General features: G+C 63.7%; 17 protein-coding genes. 13 read left to right on the top strand and 4 right to left on the bottom strand.

Features of this window, described 5'->3' with window-relative positions:
- Positions 1–38: 38 nt before the first annotated feature.
- The 9 genes from ilvN to VKS22_02900 all read left to right on the top strand — a co-directional run bounded on the left by ilvN (position 39) and on the right by VKS22_02900 (position 8,515).
- Positions 39–560: an acetolactate synthase small subunit gene (ilvN, locus tag VKS22_02940; protein HLW69557.1), complete on the top strand. Its 522-nt coding sequence runs from the start codon at positions 39–41 to the stop codon at positions 558–560.
- Positions 561–571: 11 nt separating this feature from the next.
- Positions 572–1,588 carry a ketol-acid reductoisomerase gene (ilvC, locus tag VKS22_02935; protein HLW69556.1) on the top strand — a complete coding sequence of 339 codons (1,017 nt, stop codon included), beginning with the start codon at positions 572–574 and terminating at the stop codon, positions 1,586–1,588.
- A gap of 38 nt (positions 1,589–1,626) precedes the next feature.
- Entirely contained in the window at positions 1,627–2,298 is a 672-nt protein-coding gene (locus VKS22_02930; GenBank protein HLW69555.1) for a phosphatidylserine decarboxylase, read from the top strand.
- Entirely contained in the window at positions 2,288–3,163 is an 876-nt protein-coding gene (pssA, locus tag VKS22_02925) for a CDP-diacylglycerol--serine O-phosphatidyltransferase (protein ID HLW69554.1), read from the top strand. The genes VKS22_02930 and pssA overlap by 11 nt, the downstream gene beginning before the upstream one ends.
- A 329-nt stretch (positions 3,164–3,492) precedes the next feature.
- The gene (locus VKS22_02920) at positions 3,493–5,061 is read left to right on the top strand and encodes a 2-isopropylmalate synthase (protein ID HLW69553.1); all 1,569 of its coding nucleotides are present in this window, start codon (positions 3,493–3,495) and stop codon (positions 5,059–5,061) included.
- A gap of 127 nt (positions 5,062–5,188) precedes the next feature.
- A complete protein-coding gene (gene leuB, locus VKS22_02915; GenBank protein ID HLW69552.1) occupies positions 5,189–6,298 on the top strand; it encodes a 3-isopropylmalate dehydrogenase in 1,110 nt (369 codons plus the stop codon).
- Complete coding sequence (locus VKS22_02910) at positions 6,298–7,266, top strand: hypothetical protein (protein HLW69551.1); 969 nt, start codon at positions 6,298–6,300, stop codon at positions 7,264–7,266. The genes leuB and VKS22_02910 overlap by 1 nt, the downstream gene beginning before the upstream one ends.
- Positions 7,267–7,299: 33 nt before the next feature.
- Positions 7,300–8,034, top strand: a complete 735-nt coding sequence (truA, locus tag VKS22_02905; GenBank protein ID HLW69550.1) for a tRNA pseudouridine(38-40) synthase TruA — start codon at positions 7,300–7,302, stop codon at positions 8,032–8,034.
- Positions 8,035–8,233: 199 nt separating this feature from the next.
- Positions 8,234–8,515: an HU family DNA-binding protein gene (locus VKS22_02900; protein ID HLW69549.1), complete on the top strand. Its 282-nt coding sequence runs from the start codon at positions 8,234–8,236 to the stop codon at positions 8,513–8,515.
- Positions 8,516–8,568: 53 nt separating this feature from the next.
- Here the strand turns inward: VKS22_02900 and VKS22_02895 are convergent, their stop codons facing one another.
- Positions 8,569–9,924 (bottom strand): replication-associated recombination protein A, encoded by a 1,356-nt coding sequence (locus tag VKS22_02895; protein HLW69548.1) that lies wholly within the window; start codon positions 9,922–9,924, stop codon positions 8,569–8,571.
- Positions 9,925–10,059: 135 nt separating this feature from the next.
- Between VKS22_02895 and VKS22_02890 the strand changes: the two genes are divergently transcribed.
- From VKS22_02890 to VKS22_02875, 4 genes are read left to right on the top strand one after another with little or no spacing between them, the layout of a single operon-like run.
- The gene (locus VKS22_02890; GenBank protein ID HLW69547.1) at positions 10,060–10,884 is read left to right on the top strand and encodes a hypothetical protein; all 825 of its coding nucleotides are present in this window, start codon (positions 10,060–10,062) and stop codon (positions 10,882–10,884) included.
- 54 nt (positions 10,885–10,938) lie between these two features.
- Positions 10,939–12,198 carry a CoA transferase gene (locus tag VKS22_02885; protein ID HLW69546.1) on the top strand — a complete coding sequence of 420 codons (1,260 nt, stop codon included), beginning with the start codon at positions 10,939–10,941 and terminating at the stop codon, positions 12,196–12,198.
- A 21-nt stretch (positions 12,199–12,219) separates the two neighbouring features.
- Complete coding sequence (locus tag VKS22_02880) at positions 12,220–13,437, top strand: CoA transferase (GenBank protein ID HLW69545.1); 1,218 nt, start codon at positions 12,220–12,222, stop codon at positions 13,435–13,437.
- A gap of 27 nt (positions 13,438–13,464) precedes the next feature.
- Positions 13,465–14,688, top strand: a complete 1,224-nt coding sequence (locus tag VKS22_02875) for an FtsX-like permease family protein (GenBank protein HLW69544.1) — start codon at positions 13,465–13,467, stop codon at positions 14,686–14,688.
- 47 nt (positions 14,689–14,735) lie between these two features.
- Here VKS22_02875 and VKS22_02870 read toward each other — a convergent pair whose 3' ends face one another.
- The 3 genes from VKS22_02870 to VKS22_02860 form a co-directional block, all read right to left on the bottom strand.
- Complete coding sequence (locus VKS22_02870) at positions 14,736–15,023, bottom strand: hypothetical protein (protein ID HLW69543.1); 288 nt, start codon at positions 15,021–15,023, stop codon at positions 14,736–14,738.
- Between the two features lie 324 nt (positions 15,024–15,347).
- Positions 15,348–15,677, bottom strand: coding sequence for an SCP2 sterol-binding domain-containing protein (locus tag VKS22_02865; GenBank protein ID HLW69542.1), 330 nt, complete (start codon positions 15,675–15,677; stop codon positions 15,348–15,350).
- Positions 15,678–15,789: 112 nt separating this feature from the next.
- Positions 15,790–17,289 carry a TonB family protein gene (locus VKS22_02860; GenBank protein ID HLW69541.1) on the bottom strand — a complete coding sequence of 500 codons (1,500 nt, stop codon included), beginning with the start codon at positions 17,287–17,289 and terminating at the stop codon, positions 15,790–15,792.
- Positions 17,290–17,340 lie beyond the last annotated feature (51 nt).

The raw sequence follows: 17,340 nt of genomic DNA, 5'->3' as shown, positions 1-17,340 counted from the left end.
TTTTCCGCCTTTTGCGGTCGGCGTAACCAACGTCAAGAATGCCAAGTCATACAATATCGGTGCTGGTTGAAAACGAGTTCGGCGTGTTGGCGCGGGTGGCCGGGCTGTTCTCGAGCCGCGGCTTCAATATCGAATCGCTGACGGTCAACGAAGATCCGCTGGATCCGACTCAATCACGTATCGTGGTGGTCAGTTCGGGCGACGACCAGGTGCTCGAGCAGGTCAACAAGCAGCTCAACAAACTGGTTTCGGTGATCAAGGTGACCGATTTCCACGAGGTCGACACGCTCGACCGCGAACTGATGCTGGTGAAGGTCACCGTCGAAGAGCGGATGCGCTCGGAGCTCAATGCGATCGTGCAGGCGTTTCGGGCGCATGTGGTGGATATCGGACCGCGCGCGCAGACGATCGAGATCACAGGCGACAGCAGCAAAATCCGTGCGTTCATCGAGTTGATGCGTCCGCTCGGAATCAAAGAGATCGTGCGCACCGGCAAGATTGCGCTCGCACGCTCGGTCCAGGCCGAAAACAATAATCGCAACCTGCGCAATGCGGGTTAGGGGAAACACTGATGAAGGTTTTTTACGATCGTGACGCCGATCTGAGCGCCCTCCGGACGCACAAGATCGCGATTATGGGTTTCGGCAGTCAGGGCCACGCGCACGCGCTCAACCTGCGCGACAGCGGGATGGACGTGCGGGTGGGTCTGCGGGCGGACAGCCCCTCGGTGGCCAAGGCCGAAAAGCAGGGATTGCGCGTGCTCGAGACGGCCGCGGCCGCGCGCGAAGCCGACATCATCATGATGCTGACGCCGGACGAAATGGCCTCCGACATCTTCAAGGCCGAGATCGAGCCGCATCTGAGCAAGGGCAAGTATCTCGCCTTCGGCCACGGCTTCAATATCCACTTCAAGTTCATCCAGCCGGCCAAAGACGTGAATGTTTTCATGATCGCGCCGAAGGGCCCCGGCCATCTGGTGCGCTCGGAGTTCGTCAAGGGTCGCGGCGTGCCCTGCCTGCTGGCGGTCGAGCAGGATCCCTCGGGCGACACGCACAAGATTGGCTTGGCTTACGGCTGCGCGATCGGCGGCGGCCGCGCGGCGATAATCGAGACCAGCTTCCGCGAAGAGACCGAGACCGATCTGTTCGGCGAACAATCGGTGCTCTGCGGAGGGCTGACCGAGCTGATCCGCGCCGGCTACGAGACCTTGGTCGAGGCAGGCTATGCGCCCGAGATGGCCTACTTCGAGTGCCTGCACGAGGTCAAGCTAATCGTCGATCTGATTTACGAGGGCGGCATCTCGAACATGCGCTACTCGATCAGCAATACCGCGGAATATGGCGACATGACGCGCGGCAACAAGATCATCGGCGAGACCACGCGCGCCGCCATGAAACAGATTCTGGCGGATATCCAGTCGGGCAAATTTGCGAACGAATGGATCGGCGAGTACCGGCAGGGACTCAAGAATTTCAAGCGCCTGCGCGCCGAAGGCGAAAAGCATCCGGCGGAAGAGGTCGGGCGGCAACTGCGTTCATTTATGCCGTGGTTGGGCAGCGAGCGCCTGGTTGATCGCGCCCGCAACTGAGCGTGGCGCGATTGAACGTGGCGCGACCGAGTGTGTAGGTGATCGCGCGGACCGCATCGATTCTGCATATTGCGCCCGAAGGCGCCACGATCACGCTCGGTATAGCGATTGTGGGAATCGGCGCACTGATCCTCGGATGGGGATGGCTGGGAGTGCTCGTGCTGGCGCTTGCCGGCGCCGTCGGGGCCTTTTTCCGCGATCCGGAGCGGCGGGCGGTCGCGGATGCGGATGCCGTGATCTCCGCGGCTGACGGCAAGGTCTGCGACATCAGTGATGCCACGATTCCAGGCACTGTCGGGGAAGCCTCGAGATCACGCCGCGTCGCAGTGTTTATGTCGCCGCTTAACGTCCACGTCAATCGCGCGCCGGTGAGCGGCGCGATCGTCGGGATCGAGCATACGGCGGGAGAGTTCCGCGCGGCCTTTCGCGACGACGCCAACGAGCACAACGAGCGTAATGTAATCCTCTTTGCCGACCGCGGCGGACGGCGCCACGCGATCGTGCAGATTGCAGGCTATCTCGCCCGCCGGATCGTCTGCCGGGTGCGGCGCGACGAACGGGTTGAGCGCGGACAGCGGGTCGGCTTGATCATGTTCGGCAGCCGCGTTGACCATTACTTTCCGCTCGACTACCGGGTGGCGGTCAAAGTCGGCGAGCGGGTGCGCGCCGGTGAGAGCGTGATCGGGGAGCTTGGACAAAATGGCAACTGACGGCGCGGCGCCGGGCGACGAGCATGTCGCGCGGCTGCAACTGATTTCGGGCCGGCTGCTGGAAAAGCCCCGGCCGGCAGTGACTCCGCCGCGGCGCGGAGTCTTCGTGGTGCCGGCGACGATCACCTCGCTCGGGCTGCTGGCCGGCTTCTACTCGATGATTTCCTCGATCGACGCGCATTTCGAGGTGGCCGCAGTGATGATTGCGCTGGCCTTCATCTGCGACGGACTCGACGGGCGTGTGGCGCGGCTCTCCCGCTCGTCCAGCCAGTTCGGGATCGAACTGGACAGCCTGTCGGACGTGGTCGCCTTTGGCGCTGCGCCGGCGATCCTTACCTATGCCTGGGCGATGCGTCCGCTCGGCGGCGTGGGCGCCGTAATCAGTGGACTCTATGTGATCGCCGGCGCGCTGCGGCTGGCGCGCTTCAACGTGCAGACCGGCAGCATCGATAAGCGGCGCTTCGTCGGCTTGCCGGTGCCGGGCGCCGCCGGAATGATCGCCGGGGTCGTGCTCGCCTACAGCTATTTCGAGCTGAATTCTCCGCGAACTTTGTGCGCGGTGATTGCGCCGGTGACGCTCGCCTTGGCGGGCCTGATGGTCTCGCGGGTGCCCTATCCGAGCTTCAAGGGGATCGACATCCGCCGCCGCGCACCATTGGAACTGATGCTGCTCGTGTTGCTGATCGCCGCGATGTTGATTGCGATGCCGCAGTTCACGACCTTCGTCCTGGCCACGGCCTATGTGCTGTCGGGCCCGTTCATGTGGCTCCGCGGCGAACGCATCGAACTCGCCCCAGACCCGTCGAACGCGAAACCGGGTGACCCTCCGGCAGGCGGTGCCCCAAGTGGCAAGTCGGTGTCGTGAGTCGATCACGGCTAGGGTGGTGCTTGACTGCGACAGGCGGGGGCGGTTAGATTCACTGACGATGGTCACACGCTCGCATCTCGGACTGCTGCTTATTCTGGCCCTTACGGGGGCCCACGCCGCGGGCGTCGAGGTGCAAGCCTAACCAAAGACTGAAAGGCTTGAAACTGTAGAACGAACGCCCCAGGCGCCGGGCCGACCGAGCCGCCTGAGGCGTTTTTCATTTGCTGCCCCAGCGCCTCGCCGACCCGAAGCTGCGGGCAGAGGAACTTCGACCCAACGTGGCGGGCAACTGCAGGACGGGGGCGAGCAGACGGAGAAAAATAACGATGGCTTTCGCGGATTCGATTAACGGCTTCGACCCGAATCAGGTCAGGATTTTCGACACCACGCTGCGCGACGGCGAACAATCGCCGGGCTGCACGATGAATGTCGAGGAGAAGATCGCGATCGCGCGCCAACTCGAGCGGCTCAACGTCGACATTATCGAAGCCGGCTTCGCGGCGTCGTCGCCGGGCGATTTTGAAGCGGTCCGGCGGATCGCCGAGGCGTTGACCAATCCGACTATCCTGAGTCTCGCGCGCACGCGCGAAGAGGACGTCGATGCGGCCTTGCGGGCGGTCGAGAAGGCGAAGCGCCCGGGCGTCCATATTTTTATCGCGACGTCAGATATCCACATGAAATACAAGCTCAACATGACGCGCGAGGACGTGCTCGACGCCGCGACCTGGGCAGTGAAACGCGCCAGGGAGCATGTGGACCACGTCGAGTTTTCGTGCGAAGACGCCTCGCGCAGCGACTGGGATTTCATGGCCAAGATTTGCACCGAAGTGATTCGCGCCGGCGCGCGGATCGTCAATCTGCCGGATACCACCGGCCATGCGATCCCGACCGAATACGGCGAGATGTTCGATTACATGCGCGCGCACGTCGAGGGCGCGGACAAGGTTATCTGGAGCGCGCACTGTCATAACGACCTCGGGCTGGCGGTGGCCAATTCGCTCGCGGCGATCAGCCACGGCGTGCGCCAGGTCGAATGCACGGTCAACGGGATCGGCGAGCGCGCCGGCAACACCTCGATGGAAGAGGTGGTGATGGCGCTCAAGACGCGCCGGGATCTGATGGGCGTGCGCTGCGGGATCGAGACCCGCCAGATCTATCCGACCTCGCGTCTGCTCGCGCAGATCATCGGGCAGGCGGTGCCGCCGAACAAGCCGATCGTGGGCGACAATGCCTTTGCCCACGAGGCCGGAATCCATCAGGATGGCGTGCTCAAGAACAAGCTGACCTACGAGATCATGAAGCCCGAGGACATCGGGATACCGTCGAACAAGCTGGTGCTGGGCAAGCATTCGGGGCGTCACGCCTTTATCAACCGGCTGCAGGAGCTGGGGGTCGATACCGCGGCGCTCGACGTAGAGAAGGCTTTCGCGGCCTTCAAGGCGCTGTGCGACAAAAAGAAAATTGTTTACGACGACGACATCCTGGCGATGGCCAACGAGGAGCGGCGCACGGCTGAGACTTTCGAGCTGGTCGATCTGCAGGTGAGCTCGTCAAGCACCAGTGAGCCGCGCGCGGCGGTGAGGCTCCGTGTCAGCGGCGAGGAGCGCGGCGCCGAGGCGACTGGCGACGGTATGGTGGATGCCTGCTACAAGGCGATTTACAAAATCGCCCGCATCAATCCGACGCTCGAGCGCTACGCCGTGAAATCGATCACCGGCGGCACTGACGCGCTCGGCGAAGTCTCGTGCCTGATTCGCGAGGATGGAATGACGGTGGCGGGTCAGGGCGCCCACAGCGATATCGTGATGGCGAGTGCGCTGGCGCTCGTGAATGCGCTCAATCGGCTCGAGGCGCGCGGCCGCGCGGGCGCCCAGACTCCGCGCGTCGGGCCTTGACGTTGGCGACACCGGCGGGCGGGTTGAAGCATCGAGTGGTTAAGTGCTAGCGATCGCGGATGGCAGATTTTTCCGCGGCTGAGGTTCCGCTTCGCTGCATTTAGCGGCCGACGCTCGAAATTCGTCAATGGCTTATAAAATTCTTGTTCTCAGGGGTGACGGGATCGGTCCTGAGGTCGTGGGCGAGGCGTTGCAGGTGCTGCGCGTCGCGACGCGCGACGCCGCGGTCAAGCTCGAATTCAAGGACGCACTGCTGGGCGGGCACGCGATCGATTCCGCGGGCAGCTCGCTGCCCGAGCAAACGCTCAAGCTAGCGAAGGATTCCGACGCGATCCTGATGGGCGCGGTGGGTGGTCCCAAATGGGACAATCCGCAGGCTGCCGATCGTCCGGAACGCGGCCTGCTGGCGCTGCGCAAGGAACTCGGGCTCTTTGCCAATGTGCGCCCGGTAAAGACCGTCAAAGAGCTGATCGGGGCTTCGCCGCTCAGACCGGAACTGCTCAATGGCGTTGACCTCGTGGTGATTCGCGAGCTGACCGGCGGCATCTACTATGGCAAACCGAGCGAACGGCGCACGGGCGAGGCCGGGCGTGAGGCGGTGGACACCTGCTTTTATAGCGAAGCCGAGATTGCCCGGGTGCTGCGCTTCGGCTTCGAGTTAGCGCGCGAACGGCGCAAGCGGCTGACCTCGGTGGACAAGGCCAATGTGATGGCGTCGTCGCGCTTGTGGCGGGAGATCGCCACCGAGCTGAGTGCGGAGTTCGAAGACATTGCGTTCGAGAATCAACTGGTCGATTCGATGGCGATGCATCTGATTCGCCGGCCGCGCGACTTCGATGTGATCGTGGCCGACAACATGTTCGGTGACATCCTGACGGACGAAGCGTCCGTGCTGGCAGGTTCGATGGGCCTGTTGCCGTCGGCGTCGCTGGGCGAGGAGCTTAACAGCGCAGGCTTTCGCGTCGGGCTCTACGAGCCGATTCACGGCAGCGCACCAGACATCGCTGGGCGCGACGAGGCAAATCCGCTGGCGGCGATTCTTTCGGCGGCGATGCTGCTCGAGCATTCGCTGGGGCTTCGCTCCGAAGCGGAGTTGATTGTTCAGGCGGTCGAGGGGGTCATACACGCGGGCCATCGGACGCGCGATCTGGGCGGCAGCGGCGCACGGGCGACGGGCTGTATGGCGATGGGGCGGCTGGTGCGCGAGCGGCTCGAGAACCTGCTGCCGGGCGACTGATGGCGGAGCGTAGCGGCTCCCGCTCGCGAATCGCGCTGGTCGGCGCGCGCGGCACGGTCGGAGTTCAAATCGCAGAGTTGATCGGCCAGCGCGACGTCACTCACGCCGAGTTGAAGCTCTTTGGCGCTGCGGGCAGCGCCGACGCGGAAGGGGTCGAATCAGGACGCGAGACGCTGCCGGTGGCGGAGCTCGCGGCGATCAATGAGCTTGCGGAGTTCGACATCGTGTTTCTGGCAATTCCGGCGGAACGCGCGGCGGAGATCATCGCAGCGCGGCCGGGACCGATCCTGATCGATCTGAGCGCGGCCTCGCAGCAGCCGCTCAATGCGCTGGCGCTAGCTGCGCCGGGCCTTACTCCGCGCGAGCGGATCACCGGCATGAAAAAGCCGGGTGTGATAGGCATACCGCATCCGAGCGCGCAGGTCATCGCGACGATCCTCAAGGCACTCGAAATTCCTTCCGGCTTCGCTGCTGCGACGGTTCTGTTCGCTGCCAGCAGCCGCGGCCGCGAAGGACTTAGCCGCCTTTTCAACCAGTCGGCGGAGTTGCTGAACGCGCGGCTCCAACTGGGCGAAGAAGAGAGTCAAACCGCTTTCAACGTTTTCATCCCGCCCGCGGCCGATGCGCTCGCCGCAGCCATCGCCGCGCAAGTCGCGACGTTGCTGGACGGCGGCCCCGGCCTCAACATTCAGATCGCCGAGGTTCCGGCCTTTCTCGGCGCCGCGGTGGCGCTATTTCTCCCGCTCGCTGCGGAGACTTCGCAATGGGCGGCGCAGCTCCGCGCCGCGCCGGGCATAATCCTGGTCGAGAGCGGTGAGGCCTCGAGCTTTGTCGATGCGGCTGCGCAGGAAGCGGTGATCGCAAAGCTGACGGTCACACCGGCGGGCGTGGCGATTTGGTGCGTCTTCGACGCGGCGCGGCTGGCGGCGCTGAGCGCGATCTGGATCGCCGAAACCGTCAGTCTCTGAAACGCGCGGGGTAGCGTATTCCCGCGATTCCGTATGCGGTTCCGGCTTACCCTCGAGTACGACGGCGCGAACTACGCCGGCTGGCAGTTGCAGGCCGGGCAGGATTCGATTCAGGCGCGGCTGGAGGCGGCGCTGGCGGAGCTGTTCGGCGCGCCGATTCGGGTTTACGGCGCGGGGCGCACCGACGCCGGGGTCCACGCCTCGGGTCAGGTCGCAGCATTCGACGCGCCGCGCGAAATTAAGCCCGAGAACTTGCGCCGCGCGCTCAATGCGCTGCTGCCGCTGGATATCGCAATCCGCGAGGCCGCCGCAACGAGCGAAGATTTCGATCCGCGACGGTCAGCGGTTGCCCGAACCTATGAATACCACGTGCTGAATCGCGAGACGCGATCGGCTTTCGACTATCGGCACGGATGGCTGGTGCGCGAGCCGCTCGATCTCGCGGCGATGAATATTGCGGCGGCGGCGCTGATCGGCGAGCACGATTTCGCCGCGTTTCGCACCCTGGGATCGGACGAACGGACGACGACGCGCCGCATCTATGCGAGCGCGTGGCGCGCCGAGGCGGACGGGCGGCTGATCTATCGGGTCGAGGCGACGGCGTTTCTGCGCCACATGGTGCGCACGATGGTCGCGCTGATGGTGGAAATCGGCCGCGGTAAACTCCCGCCGGGCGCGGCGGCGTCGATTCTGAGTTCGCGCGATCGCGCGCAGGCGCCGGGCGCCGCGCCGGCCCGGGGGCTTTTCCTGGTCGAAGTCCGCTATTAAAGCCCCGTAAAGCTTGGTTGAAACGCGCGAGCGGGTGCGGAACTGCCGATGGGGCAGTGGAAAACTGATTGCCTTGTGCAAAAATCGGCATGGTTTCTAGGAAAAAAGCGGATTTTGGCGTCCACCCCACTTGCATAAAGCTTGGAGCTTGTTCACGCTCAAAAAGGTAGGTCCAATTTGGGCCGTAAGGAGGAGGATGATGACGCAGTCGCAGGTAGCCACGTATCTGGCCGACAAGGTTGGGATCAACAAGAAGCAGGCGAAGTCCGCGCTGGATGAGCTTTCCGCCCTGGTGGTGAAAGAGCTCAAAAAAGAGGGCTCGCTCCGTCTCGCCGGGCTCGGGATTTTTCGCAAGCGCAAGAGCAAGGCGCGGATGGGGCGCAATCCGGCCACCGGCGCAGCGATCAAGATTCCGGCCCGGACGCGGCTGCGTTTCACTGCGGCGAAGGCGCTGAAAGACGCGGTGCTTGGCGCGCGTTAAGCGATCCGCCGGAGAAATCTTTTTGCGAGGCCGAAGCCGAGCTTCGGCCTCTTCTATTTCGTCTCACGAGACTTTCTCCGGCGCTGATGCACGGTTTCGAGATATTCGCGCAGGCGCAGTTCCTCGCCGCGATCCGTCGGTGTGTAGTAGATTTTGCCTTCGAGTTTCTCTGGCAAGTACGACTGATTTGCGATCGCGTCCGCATAATCATGCGGATACTGATACTCGGCGCCATAGCCCAGACCGCGCATCAGCGGGGTCGGCGCGTTGCGCAGATGGAGCGGGACGGGGAGCGCACCGAATGAGCGGGCGTCTTCGCGCGCCGCGGTCATCCCGCGATACGCGGCGTTGGATTTCGGTGCGCCGGCGAGATAAGTGACGCCCTGCGCGAGCGGAATGATCCCTTCTGGCAGTCCCACGAAGTCCACGGCGTCCTTGACCGCCAACGCAATTTGGAGCGCGCGCGGATCGGCGTTGCCGACGTCCTCCGCGGCGAAGATCACCATCCGGCGCGCGATGAACAGTGGCTCCTCGCCCGCCTCGACCATGCGGGTCATCCAGTAGAGCGCCGCGTCGGGATCGCTGCCGCGCATACTTTTGATGAAGGCTGAGATGACGTTGTAGTGCTCGTCCCCTGCGCGATCGTAAAGCAGGGCCTTATGCTGCGCGGCTTCGCGGACGTCATCGGCGGTGATGGCGTCGCGGCCGCTCTGGCCGGCGAGTTCGGCGGCGACTTCGAGCGTCCCGAGCGCGCGGCGGGCGTCGCCGCCGGCAAACCGGAGGATTTCCGCCAGCCCGACTTCCCCAATACTCAAGCCGGCCGCACCGAGTCCGCGCTCCCGATCGCTCATCGCGCGCTTGAGGAGAGTCGCGATCGCGTCCTCGGCAAGCGGCTCGAGCACCACGACGCGGGCGCGCGAAAGCAGCGGCGCGATGACCTCGAAGGACGGATTCTCCGTGGTCGCACCGATCAAGGTGATCAGCCCGCTCTCGACGTGGGGCAGGATCGCGTCCTGCTGGGCGCGGTTCCAGCGGTGAATTTCGTCGACAAACAGCACGGTGCGCCGGCCGTCAAAGTCGAGCGCGCGACGGGCGTCGCGGACCGCCTCGCGCAAGTCGGCGACGCCGGCCGTCACCGCGCTCATGGTCTTGAAGATCGCTCCCGAGGTTTGCGCGAGCAAGTTCGCGATCGTGGTTTTGCCGGTACCGGGCGGACCCCACAAGATCAGCGAATGACGCGCACCGGCGGCGGCGATCTGACTGAGCAGCTTGCCCGCACCAAGCAGATGCTCCTGGCCGACGACTTCTTCAAGCGTGCGCGGGCGCATCCGATCGGCCAGGGGCTGGCTGACTTGGCGACGCGGCTTGAAGAGTCCCGGTCCGCTGCTCTCTTCAGTGCGTCGCGCCATCGGATGAGGCTAGCATAGGGCTGCACAGGCAAAGAATGCTGGGCGGGCGGCGCGCGATTGCGTTAATGATCGGCGATGTTCTAGTTTCTGCCATCCAGAGCGGCTCAGCCGGGCAGTCAGCAGGATAGTTGCATCATGATAGTTGGCATCGACATCGGCGGATCGACCACGGACGCGGTAATCCTCGACAACGGCAATATCCACGTGGTCACGATCGAGGCGAATGACCCGGTGGCGGCCGCGGCAGGCGCGCTCGGCAAGTTGATCGAGAGCTGCGGAATTCCGCTCGGCCGGCTGACCCAGGTGGCGGCGACCGGCGCGGGCTCGCGCGCGCTCGGCAACAATCTGTTTGGACTGCCGGTGATCAAGGTCAATGAGTTTCGCGCGATCGGGATCGGCGGAACGTCGCTGGCGGGCAAGGAGAATGCGCTGGTCGTTTCACTCGGCACCGGCACCGCGATTGTGTCCGTAAACGGCGACAAAATTGCGCACGTCAGCGGCACCGGATTGGGCGGCGGCACACTGCGCGGTCTCGCGCGCCATATGCTGGGCGTTTCGTCGCTCGAGACGCTCGAGGCGATGGCCGAGCGCGGCGATCTTTCGCGGGTCGATCTGACCGTGCGCGATATTGCGGGCGGCGCGATCGGCGACCTGCCGCCGGGCACCACGGCGGCGAATTTCGGCAAGTTCGGTTCTGATGCGACCGCCGACGACAAGGCGCTGGCGATCATGAACATGATCGTCGAGGTCGTTTCGGTGCTGAGTATTGCGTCGGCGCGAGCGTCGGGTCAGCACGATATCGTCTTGACCGGCAAGCTCACGCGGATTTTTCGCTTCATGCAGCGGGCGAAGCGGCTGAATTTTGTCTTTGGCGGCGGCTTCATCATTCCTGAGCACGCCGACTATGCGACTGCGATCGGCGCCGCGCGCGCGGCCACGCTGCCGCCGGCCGAGGCGTAGTGCGTTGGCCGGCGGGAAGTTCACGAATTTCGTCAACGCGCGAGGAGGCATTTGATGGGCTCGGAGTTGATGAAGGGCTTTCGGATGCTCGATCTGGCTGACGAGAAGGGCGCGCTGTGCGGCAAAATTTTTGCCGACATGGGCGCCGACGTGATCAAGGTCGAGCCGCCGGCGGGCTGCTCGACGCGCAGCATCCCGCCTTTTCTCGAAAACGTGGCTGGTCCTGATCGCAGCCTCTACGCGATCGCGTATCACGCCGGCAAGCGCTCGATTACGCTGAATCTCGAGTCCATCGAGGGTCGCGGCCTGCTCGCTGAATTGGTCAAACAATCAGACTTTCTGGTTGAGTCCTTTCCGCTGGGCTACCTGGACGCGCTCGGGCTCGGCTATGAGGCGCTCGAAGGCCTGAACCCGCGCATCATCCATACGTCGATTACGCCGTTCGGCGACAAGGGTCCGGCCAAGGACTACAAAGTAGCGGATATTGTTAGCTGGGCGTCAGGTGGAATGATGTTCCTGATGGGCGAGGAGGGCCGTCCGCCGCTCCAGATGTCGCAGCCGCAGGCGGGACTTCATGCCGGCGCCGAGGCCGCGGTCGCGTCGATGATCGCGCATTATCCGCGCGAGCTCGAAGGGCGGGGCCAGCACGCCATCGTTGACATGCAGGCCTGTATCGTCTGGACGCTGATGAATGAACAGGCGATGCCGATGCTGCACGGCGATTATTTGCGGCGCAGCGGCGTCTTCACCGGCGCGATCGGCGGGCGGCGCAAGACCGTCTTCAAGTGCAACGATGGGTTTGTCTCGGGGCTTATCGCGGGGGGCGCTTATCTGCCCTCGACCAACGCGCTGATTGGCTGGATGAAGGAAGAAGGCGCTGCGCCCGACTGGCTAATCGAGGAAGGCGGCCTGAAAGTGCTGACGCCGGGGAGCTTCATGACGGCTGGGGCCGAGGCGCTCAAAGAGCTCGACATGGCCGAGGCGGCGGTCGAGCGGTTTCTTTTGACCAAGACCAAGGCCGAAATCTGGGCAAACATTCTCAAGCGGCGTATCCTGGCGGCACCGGTGAGGACCGTAGCCGATATTGCGGCCGACCCGCAGCTCAAGGCGCGCGAATATTTTGTCGAGCTCGAATCGGCGCCGCTCAAGCGCAGGCTCACGCTTCCTGGAGCGTTCGCGAAGTTGAGCAAGACTCCGATAGGACCGGCGAGTGCGGCGCCGCGAATCGGCGAACATAATCACGACGTTTATGGCGGGCTGCTCGGCCTCACGCCTGCGCGGCTGGGCGAACTGCGGGCCGCGGGCGTCGTCTGAGCGACGCCGGGAGTTAAGCGGATGAAGCGTTACGCTTTTGAAGGCATCCATGTCCTGGATTTCACCTGGTACGGCGTCGGTCCAGTGACGGTCAAGTATCTCGCTGACAACGGCGCTGATGTCATTCGGATCGAGTCGCAGACGCGATTGGACGGGTTGCGGCAGGCACCGCCGTGGAAGGACGCCCAACCGGGCATCGACAATAGCCAGTTCTTCGCCAGCTTCAACACCTCGAAAAAGGGCGTTACGCTCGACATGAGTCAGCCGCGGGCGCGCGAGATTTTTCTCCGGATGCTGCCGTGGGCCGACGTCGTGACGGAGAGTTTTACGCCGAAGACATTGCGCAACTGGGAGCTCGACTATGCACGGCTGAGTGCGATCAAACCCGATCTGATCATGCTCTCGACCTGCATGCAGGGTCAGACGGGACCGCATCGCGACTACCCCGGCTTCGGCAACCTGATGGCGGCGCTGTCGGGGTTTTACCATATCGCCGGCTATTCCGAGACAGAGTTGTGTCCGCCATACGGCGCCTACACGGATTTCATCGCGCCACGCTTCGCGGCCTGCGCGCTGATGGCCGCACTCGACTACAAGCGGCGCACGGGTCAAGGTCAATATATCGATATGGCGCAATCCGAAGCGGCCCTGCACTTTCTCGCGCCGGCGCTGACGGATTACTTTGCGACCGGCAATGTGCTGGGCCCGTGCGCCAATGAATCCGCGCGCTACGCGTCGCATGGCGCTTATCGCTGCGCCGACGAGGACGGCCACGAGCGCTGGATCGCGATCGCGGTCGCTACCGATGAGGAATGGTCGGCGCTGCTGCGAGTGCTCGGCGACACGCCCGCGCCGCCGCGGCTGGCTACGCTCGACGCACGGCTCAAAGGTCGCGCCGCAGTGGACGAGTTGGTCGGGGACCGGGTGCGCGAGCGCAGCGCCGAAGAACTGACCGTCGCGCTGCAAGCTGCGGGCGTCGCCGCCTATCCGGTGCAGAATTGTATGGACCTCCATCGCGACGAAAACCTCGCCGCCTTCGATTTCTGGCATTGGCTTGACCATCCGCACATGGGACCCTCGCCCTACGAGGGACTCGAGCATCGGCTGAGCAGCACGCCAGGCGGGCTGCGCTTTCCGGCGCCGACGCTGGGACAGCATAACGACGAAGTTCTGGGTGGGATGCTCGGGATGAGCGCGGCGGAGATCGCCCAACTCAAACAGGATAAAGTGGTGTTCTGACTCCCCGCGGCGGATTCCTGATCACCCTTGAATTATGAATTGCAAATCGCGCTGCGCTACCTGAAAGCGCGGCGGCGCGACGCCTTTATCTCGGTCACGACGGTTTTTACCGCAGTGGGCGTGATGCTGGGGGTCGCCGCGCTGATCATCGTGCTGGCGGTGATGCGCGGATTCGAGGTGAGCCTCCGGCAGCGCATCCTGAGCCTCACGCCGCAGGTCGAGATCCAGAGTGACGCGGGCGCGATGGCGAATTACCCCGAGATTCAGGCGCGCGCCGCGAGCATCAAAGGCGTCGCCGGCGCTGATCCCTTCATCGTGGCGCAGGGCATGGCGTCGTCGGCGCACGGCCTGAGCGGCGTCTATGTGCGGGGCGTCGAGCCGGATAATCCGGTCATCGTCGCGCGCTTTCGCGATTATATGCAGCAGGGTTCGCTAGCCAGCCTCGCCCGCGACGCGAGCGCGAACGACGGGACGGTCGCAATCGGCGCGACCCTGGCGGAGAAGCTCAAGGTGGCGGGGGGCGATCCGCTCAACTTGATCGTGCCGATCATGGCGGCGACGGGTGAGCTGAGCAGCCGCACCGGGCATTTCACGGTCGGCGCGATCTTCGCCACCGGGGTGGGGCTGGTCGACAACAACCTGATGTTCATGGAACTTGGACGTGCGCAAAAATTCTTCGGACGCGCCGGCCGCGCCGACGGCGTCGAAATCCGGCTCAACCGGCTCGACGACACCGCATCGGTCACGCTCGCGCTGAGATCCAGCCTCGGCAAGGGCTACCGAGTCAGCAACTGGACGGAATACAACCAGACGGCGGCGGCCGGCTTTGAACTGCTCAAACGGGTTTACGCGCTGGTGCTGCTGATGCTGATCGGGGTGGCCGCGTTCAACCTGGTCGCTACGCTGATCATGGTGGTGATGGAGAAGCGCAAGGATATCGCCGTGCTGATGGCGATGGGCGCCACGCCGCGCGGCATCCATCGCATCTTCGTGCTCAAGGGGCTGATCGTCGGCTCAATCGGGACGGGCGCGGGCCTCATCTTCGGTGCGCTCGGATGCTTTCTGCTGGCGCGCTACCACTTCATCCATATCGAAAAGAAAATTTATGGCATCGCGACGCTGCCGATCGACGCTCATCCCTTGAGCTTCGCGGTGGTAGCGGTGGCGTCGATGGCGCTGTGCTGGGTAGCGGCGCTTTATCCGGCGCGTCAGGCGTCGCGCGAGTTGCCGGTCGCGATCTTCCGTTCCTGAATTATGCGCGACGCCGGCGTCAGCCGGTGGCGCCGTTTGACGAGGGCTCAGCGGTTGGAATCCTGCGTCGTCGCCGGCTTGGGCATACCCTTGGACTTACGCACGACCAGCGTCTCGTGGCCGCGCACCTTGATAGTGCGGGCGACGTCCGACTGGAAATCGCTGTTGGAGGGCTCCGCTCGTCGCGCTCCGTTGGAGCGTCCGTTGGTCCGGCGTTGCCGCCAGTTACTCAGCTCTTTACTGAGCTTGTTGGCGACCGAATCGTTCTCGCGTTCGGCGGCGGCTTCCTGGCCGTCCGCTGGCCGGCCGGGGCCGGCAGCTTCGTGCTGGGTCATTAGTCTCCTGTAGTTTCGCTTGCGCCAGTCTTCAGAACTTTAGTGTCTGGAAATTCAGTTACAGCAAAAGTTTCGTCGGGCAATTGTGTTAATCGAATGCGTCCGGGCCACAAAGCATCAGAAAGTTATTGCTATTGCGATTGTGCAGCGGTGGGACATACGCCGTCTGAGGACATCGTGCTGGTCTCGTGTTGAATTTGATCGTGATCACGCACCGGTTCAGTTCCGGTACGATCCAGTTGCTACGGTTCCTCTAAAGAAGTTGTTCTCGGATTGGTTATCGGGAAGGGAGAATAATGCCAAAGCGGTGGTTGGTTTCTACAGTTAGGTGAAGAGGCTCTGAAGTTTCAGCGCCAAGCCCATATCGCCGGCGATTTTCAGTTTACCGGTCATGAACGCCATCTGACCGTTCAGCTTGCCGTTGACCATGTCAAGGTAATCATTGGCGGCCATCGAAAGCGTGATGTTGGGGGAAGCGTGGGCGCCGGATTGCACTTGGCACTGCTCGTTGTTGATTAACACCGTCCATTTGCCGCCACCATCGCCGGAAAGGTCGAACTGATAGACCGCGTTCAATCCCTTGGCGGCGTCCTTGTTGAGACGGCCAGCCATGTTATCGAACACTTCCTGACACGAAGTCGGCGTATCTGCCATGTTGGTTTGACTGACCTTTCGGGGAAGACGGATGAATAAGCAGCCTTTAATTCATATAAGCGGGGCTGCTGAAAATTGTCAATAGCTAAATCAAGACTGGAATTGATCAAGGTCAAAAAAGTCCTGGCGGCACGACGCGGATAAGATTGGTGCCGACGACGACCGGCGCGGCGGATTGGGTGATCGTTACTGCGCGGTCCTTCTCGAGATCGGTCTTAACCTGGCCACTCAGATAGGCGCGGCTGCCGATGACCTTGACGGTGACGCCGGTGAGTCCGGCGGCCTGCAACTGCTGATTGATGATGGTCGCGTTGCGCGCCCAGTCGGCCGTGTCGGTCGTGAGATTATTGGTCACCGAGGTGACGCCGCTGATTCCGCGCACGGTCTGTTCGGCGAGCGAGCGATCATCGTCGTTAAAGACCTTGCCGAAAATCGTGACGTTGCCGCCGCTGGTGTAAGCCTGGACGCGGCGCAGCTTGCGATCGGCGCGCAGCGTGTCGTTGACCCGCTCGATAAGCGGCGGCGGCTTGTGCACGACGGGTTTGTGATGCACGGGACGGGGCGCCGGCGCCACCACTGGGGGAGGAATCGAAGCCGCTTCCGGTGGTGACGGCGCTGCGGCCGGCGTCGCTGCGGCTTCGGCCGGGCTGGGGGCGATCGCGGGTGAAAGCGCATACTCAGGCGTCGTATTGGGGGCAAGGCTGGCGAACTTGGCGCTAAGGTCCGACTCGATTGCCGCGGCGTCCGCGTCGCTGCCGGCGAAGATTAGCGGATAGGTAGCGTCGACGCCGGTGCCGCTCGCGGGCGCGAATTTCCATCCGCCGGCGGCCTTGACCGCGGCGGCGTCCAGGCTCGGATTGGGCGCGGTCGAGATCAGCACCGAGCCATCGCTCACCGTGCCGTCAGCTGTGACGTGAAGGCGCATGATCATGCCGTCGCTCAGCGTCGGACTCGACGTCCGCGCGTCCGCATAGACGCTGTCGAGCCCTGCGCGGTTGTCCTCAAAGACCTTGGCCATGCTCTTGGCATCGCGCTGCATTACGCCGGCCATGTCGCCGGTAATCTGGATCGCGATGTTCCTGGCAAGCGTCACCGACGGCGAGCTGATCGCGGCGGGCGCGGGCGAACTCTGTGCAATCGGCGGCGCCTGATGCCGTCCGCTCAGATAGATAGCGAGCCAGACACCGGCGCCCAAGGCCGCCACTGCGGCCAGCGTGAAGCCCAGCAGGCTCAGGATGCTGCGACCGGTGGAGACTTCCTCATCTTCGTTCGCCGGGGGCAGCGGCTGTGAACGTATGCGTTCGCTAGCCGGGACGAAAGCCTCGGGATTTGCGCGAGTCTGAGCGCCGGCGCGCGAGGGCGATATAGATTCCGACCCGCTCGGATCGGGGGCCAGACGGGTGCCGCAGAAATTGCAGATCACCTCGCCGGGTTGCGCCTTACCACCGCAGACCGGACATTCGACACCTTCGCTACCGACGGCTTCAGCGCCGGTCATCACGGTGGTAGCGCGCCCGCCGCCGGCTGGACCGATGGTCAGTGCGGTGCCGTCGGCCTCGCAAAAGGTCTCGCTATCAGGATATGACTTGCCGCAGCGCGGGCAACTCTTCATCGTTCATCGGCCTCCGCCCATATCGTCGATTTGCCAGCGATCGATGATATG

Source organism: Candidatus Binataceae bacterium (assembly GCA_035308025.1).
Taxonomy (GTDB): Bacteria; Desulfobacterota; Binatia; order Binatales; family Binataceae; genus JAJPHI01.
The sequence above is the reverse complement of the archived record's forward strand: the minus strand, read 5'-3'. Positions and strand labels throughout refer to the sequence as shown.

What these genes read in the sequence shown, in the direction of transcription:
- ilvN (HLW69557.1), top strand. Translation starts at nt 39, where the DNA reads ATGCCAAGTCATACAATATCGGTGCTGGTTGAAAACGAGTTCGGCGTG.
- ilvC (HLW69556.1), top strand. Translation starts at nt 572, where the DNA reads ATGAAGGTTTTTTACGATCGTGACGCCGATCTGAGCGCCCTCCGGACG.
- pssA (HLW69554.1), top strand. Translation starts at nt 2,288, where the DNA reads ATGGCAACTGACGGCGCGGCGCCGGGCGACGAGCATGTCGCGCGGCTG.
- VKS22_02920 (HLW69553.1), top strand. Translation starts at nt 3,493, where the DNA reads ATGGCTTTCGCGGATTCGATTAACGGCTTCGACCCGAATCAGGTCAGG.
- leuB (HLW69552.1), top strand. Translation starts at nt 5,189, where the DNA reads ATGGCTTATAAAATTCTTGTTCTCAGGGGTGACGGGATCGGTCCTGAG.
- VKS22_02910 (HLW69551.1), top strand. Translation starts at nt 6,298, where the DNA reads ATGGCGGAGCGTAGCGGCTCCCGCTCGCGAATCGCGCTGGTCGGCGCG.
- truA (HLW69550.1), top strand. Translation starts at nt 7,300, where the DNA reads ATGCGGTTCCGGCTTACCCTCGAGTACGACGGCGCGAACTACGCCGGC.
- VKS22_02900 (HLW69549.1), top strand. Translation starts at nt 8,234, where the DNA reads ATGACGCAGTCGCAGGTAGCCACGTATCTGGCCGACAAGGTTGGGATC.
- VKS22_02895 (HLW69548.1), bottom strand. Translation starts at nt 9,924, where the DNA reads ATGGCGCGACGCACTGAAGAGAGCAGCGGACCGGGACTCTTCAAGCCG.
- VKS22_02890 (HLW69547.1), top strand. Translation starts at nt 10,060, where the DNA reads ATGATAGTTGGCATCGACATCGGCGGATCGACCACGGACGCGGTAATC.
- VKS22_02885 (HLW69546.1), top strand. Translation starts at nt 10,939, where the DNA reads ATGGGCTCGGAGTTGATGAAGGGCTTTCGGATGCTCGATCTGGCTGAC.
- VKS22_02880 (HLW69545.1), top strand. Translation starts at nt 12,220, where the DNA reads ATGAAGCGTTACGCTTTTGAAGGCATCCATGTCCTGGATTTCACCTGG.
- VKS22_02870 (HLW69543.1), bottom strand. Translation starts at nt 15,023, where the DNA reads ATGACCCAGCACGAAGCTGCCGGCCCCGGCCGGCCAGCGGACGGCCAG.
- VKS22_02865 (HLW69542.1), bottom strand. Translation starts at nt 15,677, where the DNA reads ATGGCAGATACGCCGACTTCGTGTCAGGAAGTGTTCGATAACATGGCT.
- VKS22_02860 (HLW69541.1), bottom strand. Translation starts at nt 17,289, where the DNA reads ATGAAGAGTTGCCCGCGCTGCGGCAAGTCATATCCTGATAGCGAGACC.